Genomic DNA, 5,943 nt, shown 5'->3' with positions numbered 1-5,943 from the left:
TCTCTAATCCGATGGCCTCTAATCTAATATTCCCATGAGGAACTAAATATCCTTGATTTAATCCTACTCCCTTTTCTTTCAGCATTTTTAGATAGTTTTGGGTAGTTTCATATTCCCAATCTATATCTTCATTATCTCCATTAAAAGCAGAGTTTATCTTTCTCCAAGGTTTTATATATTCCTTAGGAAGTGGTGCCATGGATATTCCATCTTGACCTAATATTTCAGTAGTCACCCCTTGCCTAATTTTTATCTCATTATAGGGGTTTACGAGGATTGAAAGGTCTGAATGACTATGAGTATCTATGAAACCAGGGGAAACTATTCTATCCCTGGCATCAATTACCTTGTTAACTTTTTCATCTATAATACCTATTTTTTTAATCTTATTATTTTCTATTAATACATTACCTTTAAAGGGTTTATTCAAACTACCATCAGCTATTAATCCATTTTTTATTAAAATCTTCATCCCTTCACCTGCTTCTTAATTATATGGTTTTTCTAATTCTATAGCCCTTAAAGCCTTAGTAGGGCATACAGATATACAAAGACCACAATATCTACACTCCTCTTTATCTAATTCCATAATATCCTTTAACTTTCTAGCTTCATAAGCACAGACTCTTTCGCATAATTTACACCTAGTACATTTATCTTCATCCCATGAAAATTCAAGCTTAATTCTTTCGTTTGTTTGTCCCATATAATTATGAACTATTCCACAAGCTTCGTCTTTGGTTTTATATCCAAGTCTTTCAAGATGCCCACTGAAATCTTTATAAATTTTGCTAATTATATTTTCTCCTTTCAATATAGGAGCAGTGCATATACCTATAAAATTAGCCCCTGCCATTATCATTTCTACTGCATCAGCCCCAGTCATACAACCTCCTAGACCTATTATTGGTACATTAACCTTTCTTCTAATTTCATATATTTTGTGCAAAGTAATAGGTTTTATGACCTCTCCCGTTAACCAACCAAAACCATTGCCACCTAAAAGGGGTCGCCCTGTTTCTATATCAATTCTAAATGCTGGTCCTACTGAATCACAAGCTGTTATAGCATCCACTCCCGCTATCTCTAATTCTTTACAGAAATCACCTATATTAGGAATCATAGGTGGAAGTTTAGCTATTATGGGGATACTTACTCTTTTCTTAGTGTCCTTAACCATAGGGATAAGGTCAGTGTAATCATAGGAAACTAACTCGATTATATCTGCTCCTGCCTTCTCTACCTTTTCTACCAATTCACTACTTTCCTCCAATGTATGACCAACTGAAGCTATGGTTACAACTTCCATTTCTTTTAGTTTTGGAATCTCTTCTTTAATCCATCTTTCAGGTTCAAAATCTGTCCACTTTTCGTTATTTATAAGGGAATTATTAATGCTTCTAACCATATGAGGGGCTGGGTTTATTGCTCTTTCCTTTCTGATGGTCTTAGTTACTACCGCCCCAGCTCCTGCATCATATAACTTTTTCATAGACTCAGCACTATATGATAAAGGGCCTGAACCTATTATAATTGGTGATTTGAGTTCTATACCAAGAAAATCGTACATTTCTTTTCCTCCTAACAGTTCAATTTTTAAAATTTCCAAAATTCCTCTGCAACAGTCTTCATATCTTTGAAAACTTGGCTCTTGTCTATAGTTTTTAACACCTTATTTTCTAAAACTGGCTTCCCATTTATATAAACACTGTCTATAAATTCCTTCTCACCTTGTACTACTATCTGGTCAAATATATTATCTAATGTTACTGGAGTTTTAAAATTATCTTCCATTATTATAAAATCTGCCTTATTGTCTGGTATTAATTTTCCTGTATCCTTCCAGCCCAATACTTTAGCACCGTATTCAGTAGCCATTTTAAATACTTTACTAGCTGGCATAACAGAAGCATCTTCTTTCACTGCCTTGTGTAATAAAAATGCAGATTTCATTACGGAAAAGAAATCATTTATATATCCGTCTGTTCCAAGGGCTATCTCTACTCCTGCCTCTAGCAATTCATGTATTGGAGCAAATCCTCCCCCTACTTCACAATTACTTAAAGGCATATGAACTACTTTAACTCCCTTTTTCTTTAAAATTTGTATTTCTTCTTCATTTACCTTGACGCATTGGGAAGCTAAGACATCTTCACCTAGTAGCCCTAAATCATCTAAATATTTTACAGGTAATTTATTATATTTTTTTAAACAATAATTTACTTCATATATACTTTCTGATAAGTGAAACTGCCAAGGTGCCTGTAAATGCTTAGCTTTTTCATAGGCTAATTTTAAAAAATCCTCTGAACAGGTGAAGGTAGTATGAGTACACATAATTCCATTTATCATTTTACTGTTTTTTCTACTCCAATCTATTAACCTACTATTCTCATCTAAACATTTCACCCCGTTTTCATAACTTATCCTTTCACAGCTTTCCAAGGATAAAACAGCCTTCATCCCTATTTCCTCTAATAACTTACCCTGCTCTATTAAAGTTCCTTCTTCTGTATTGGGAGCCTCCAATGTATCGCAGAATCCAATAACTCCCGATTCAATAAGCTCTATGGCTGAGGCTTTTGTAGTTGCCTTTACCTCTTTTAGCCCAATCCTGTTTTCAATAAAAGGCCACCAATAATTCCAAAGGAAACCTTCAAAATCCTTAAACTCCACATTTGCTGGAATCCCTCTAGAAAGCACTCCATATTGATGCATATGACCATTTATAAAACCAGGCATAAGGATTGAATTGGATTTGTCAATGATTTTAGCATTGGGATATTTCTTTTCTACTTCTTCATTAGGCAAAATTTCTACTATATCTTCTCCCTCTACTACCAAAGAGTGGTCTACATGAACATCTTCTGCTGAAGGTATTAAATACTTACTCTTTATAATGAACATTTCTTTCCTCCTAATCCTTCTTTTTCTTTAGTTTTTTCATTCCCATATAAACCTTCTCCCAGGTTATGGGCAAATCCCTTATATATACCCCAGTCGCATTATAAACTGCATTGGCTATAGCTGGCGGTGGAGTGTGGATTACTACTTCACCAATGGATTTTGCTCCAAAAGGTCCTGTTGGCTCATAATCCGGTTGAAAATCTACAATTATATTGCCTATATCCTTTTTAGTAGGAACATTATACTGAATAAAACTATCTGTCAGCAATCTCCCTGTATCAGAATATTTTACATCTTCATATAAAGCTATGCCTATTCCTTGGGTTATTCCTCCCTCCACTTGGATTCTTGCCAAATTTGGGTTTATAACCGTTCCACAGTCAACAACCGCAACATAGTTGACAACTTTGACTTCTCCTGTACTTTTATCCAATTCTATCTCAACAAATCCTGCAATAAAGGGCCTGGGACTTTCTGACATTCCAAAAGTAGCATTAGCCATTAACACTTCACTATCTGGTCCTAGTACAGATTCTTGTCCCAAGGTACTTAAAAGCACGTAAATATTCTCATCTTCCCTATGACATACTCTATCTTCTCTTAGTTCTAAAAATGAAGAAGGTACGTTAAGTTTTTTTTCTGCAATCTTTAAAATTTTATCTTTTAACTCAGCACAAGCCCTTACAATTGCATTACCCGTTAAATAAGTTGTACAGGAAGCATATGCACCAGTATCATAAGGACATGCATCAGTATCTCCTGAATAAACTGTAATTCTATCCATATTGGTATTTAGTGATTTGGCGGTAATTTGAGCTAAAACTGTATCAGAACCCGTACCTAAATCCGATGAACCCGTTAGTAGTATATAAGTTCCATCTTCTACCATCCGAACAACTACCGTGGCAGAGTCAATGTTTGCAATTCCTGAACTATGAATGGCTATACTCATCCCAACGGCCCTTACTTTATCGGGGCTAATTTCTTTTTTAGGATATTTTTCATCCCAACCTATTAATTTCTTTCCTCTTTCTATGCATTTCTCTATATTTAAACTCTTAATAGGGCTTTTTAATATCCCACCCTCTGCACCTTTTCGTATTGTATTTTTTAATTTAAGTTCTATAGGATCTATGCCTAGCTTAGTACTTAATTCATTCATTGCCATATCCATAGCAAAAGTTCCTTGGGTAGCACCATATCCTCTAAGGGGACCTGCCGAAACTATATTGGTATAAACGGTCTTTCCTCTATATCTTATTGCCGGCACCTTATTATATACAGGTAATACGTTTTGTGCTGCTTCCATAGTTACTACAGTTCCATTAGCACCATAAGCTCCTGTATTATTTATAGCTTTAATATCAATGGCTTTAATATTTCCATTCTTATCAGAACCAATCTTCACATCAAATTTCATTTGGTGTCTACTTGTAGATGCTGCAAAAGTTTCCTGTCTTGTATAAATAAGTTTTGATGGTCTTTTCGTTTTCCATGTAACAAAAGCTACATAAGGCTCAGCTAACGCTACATTTTTTCCTCCAAAACCCCCACCTATTCTTGGTTTTATGAACCTTAACTTTGATACGGGTAAACCAATGGCTTTAGCTGTCTGTCTTCTCATGTGATAGGCAGATTGGTTAGATGAGATTACAACAAGTCTTCCATTTGCATCTATATAAGAATATGCCCTATGGGTTTCCATCATACAATGTGCTTGTGCTTGTGTCCAATAAGTTCTTTCTATTACAGCATCACAATTTTCAAACCCTTTATCTACATCACCTTTTCCTAATTCGAATCTTGAAACAATATTTTTTTTCCCATCAAATCCAAAGTCAAAGGGGCAAAATATATCATCTTCTGGATGTATAACAGAACTATGTCCTTCTGCCTTAGTTAAGTCTAGTACTGGTTCCAATACTTCATATTCCACCTTTACTAATTTCATTGCCTTTTCAACAGCAACTTCATCTTCACCAACTATTATGGCAACCTCATCTCCTACATATCTTACAATAGGCTCCAATAACATTCTGTCATAAGGTGTAGGATCAGGGTAAGATTCTCCTGATTCTGAGTATCTAACTTGCGGAACATCTTTGTAAGTATATATATCTACAATTCCTTTTATTTTTTTAGCTCTATTAATATCAATGTTCTTAATCTTAGCAAAAGCATAAGGACTTCTTAAAAGTTTGACAATTAAAACATCTTGATGAAAAACCAAATCATCAGTATAAATTGGTTGTCCACTTAATATGGACTGGCTATCAACTTTCCTTATTCCCTTACCTATCATGATAACCACCTACCTTATTATGCATTCTTTTTACTAAAACCTTACTCATATCTTCTCTATATTCTTTACTTCCTCTCATATTAGTTCCAAAATGTAATTCTTCAACCACCATATCTACAACATCATCTATGCATATTCCACGCCCTAAGGCTTCGGCAGACTTTTCAGCTAATTTTGCCCTTTGAGGTCGAGATCCTATAGCAATTCTATATTCATTATTCTTTCCTTTGAACATTGCTCCATTTATAATAGGTAAATCTCCCGAAGATTTTCTTAAACAGTCAAATGTAGCTACACCATCTTTCTTAGGTAATATTATTTCAACTAATATATCCTTTTTATATTTGGCTTCTAAAAAACCTTTTAATTCCATTACTCCACCATTATAAAGTCTTACCCTTGCATCTAAAACTAATAAAGATGGTAATAAATCAGAAAAACCATATCTAGAAAATACACTAGCTCCAACTCTAGCCATATTTCTAAACTGTACACCTACGATATAAGAAACCCCTTGGCTAATTACTCCTCCACAATAATTTTTTATAATATTATTAATTTCTAATTGTCTCAAAGTTGTATCGGCACCTATCAAAATCTCTCTTTCTTTCTCAATAATATAGTCTAAGGACAGGTTACATAAATCTATAGCTGTATTAATATTTCTAGAACCTAATTTTATAAATCCGCATCCACCTAATATTAAATTATTCTTTCTAGCTATGAGAACTTCA

The 5,943-nt window shown here is 34.3% G+C and carries 5 protein-coding genes; all 5 read right to left on the bottom strand.

Translation table 11 applies throughout. The annotated features are described in order from the left end of the window. Positions 1 to 472 (bottom strand): amidohydrolase family protein (locus tag C3E89_RS03500; protein WP_236911105.1); only part of this gene is annotated, 472 nt, incomplete at its 3' end. A 15-nt stretch (positions 473 to 487) separates the two neighbouring features. Continuing rightward, positions 488 to 1,570, bottom strand: a complete 1,083-nt coding sequence (locus C3E89_RS03495) for a 4Fe-4S binding protein (RefSeq protein ID WP_236911104.1) — start codon at positions 1,568 to 1,570, stop codon at positions 488 to 490. A gap of 26 nt (positions 1,571 to 1,596) precedes the next feature. Beyond that, positions 1,597 to 2,907, bottom strand: a complete 1,311-nt coding sequence (locus C3E89_RS03490; protein WP_236911103.1) for an amidohydrolase family protein — start codon at positions 2,905 to 2,907, stop codon at positions 1,597 to 1,599. Positions 2,908 to 2,917: 10 nt separating this feature from the next. After that, positions 2,918 to 5,209, bottom strand: a complete 2,292-nt coding sequence (locus C3E89_RS03485; RefSeq protein ID WP_236911102.1) for a xanthine dehydrogenase family protein molybdopterin-binding subunit — start codon at positions 5,207 to 5,209, stop codon at positions 2,918 to 2,920. Further along, positions 5,199 to 5,943, bottom strand: a 745-nt coding sequence (locus tag C3E89_RS03480; RefSeq protein ID WP_236911101.1) for an FAD binding domain-containing protein, incomplete at its 5' end; no start/stop codon positions are given. The genes C3E89_RS03480 and C3E89_RS03485, both read right to left, overlap by 11 nt.

This window comes from Clostridium sp. Cult1 (assembly GCF_021655095.1).
GTDB lineage: Bacteria > Bacillota > Clostridia > Tissierellales > Tepidimicrobiaceae > Schnuerera.
The sequence above is the reverse complement of the archived record's forward strand: the minus strand, read 5'-3'. Positions and strand labels throughout refer to the sequence as shown.

Coding starts and splice junctions, on each gene's coding strand:
- C3E89_RS03495 (WP_236911104.1), bottom strand. CDS start 1,570: ATGTACGATTTTCTTGGTATAGAACTCAAATCACCAATTATAATAGGT.
- C3E89_RS03490 (WP_236911103.1), bottom strand. CDS start 2,907: ATGTTCATTATAAAGAGTAAGTATTTAATACCTTCAGCAGAAGATGTT.
- C3E89_RS03485 (WP_236911102.1), bottom strand. CDS start 5,209: ATGATAGGTAAGGGAATAAGGAAAGTTGATAGCCAGTCCATATTAAGT.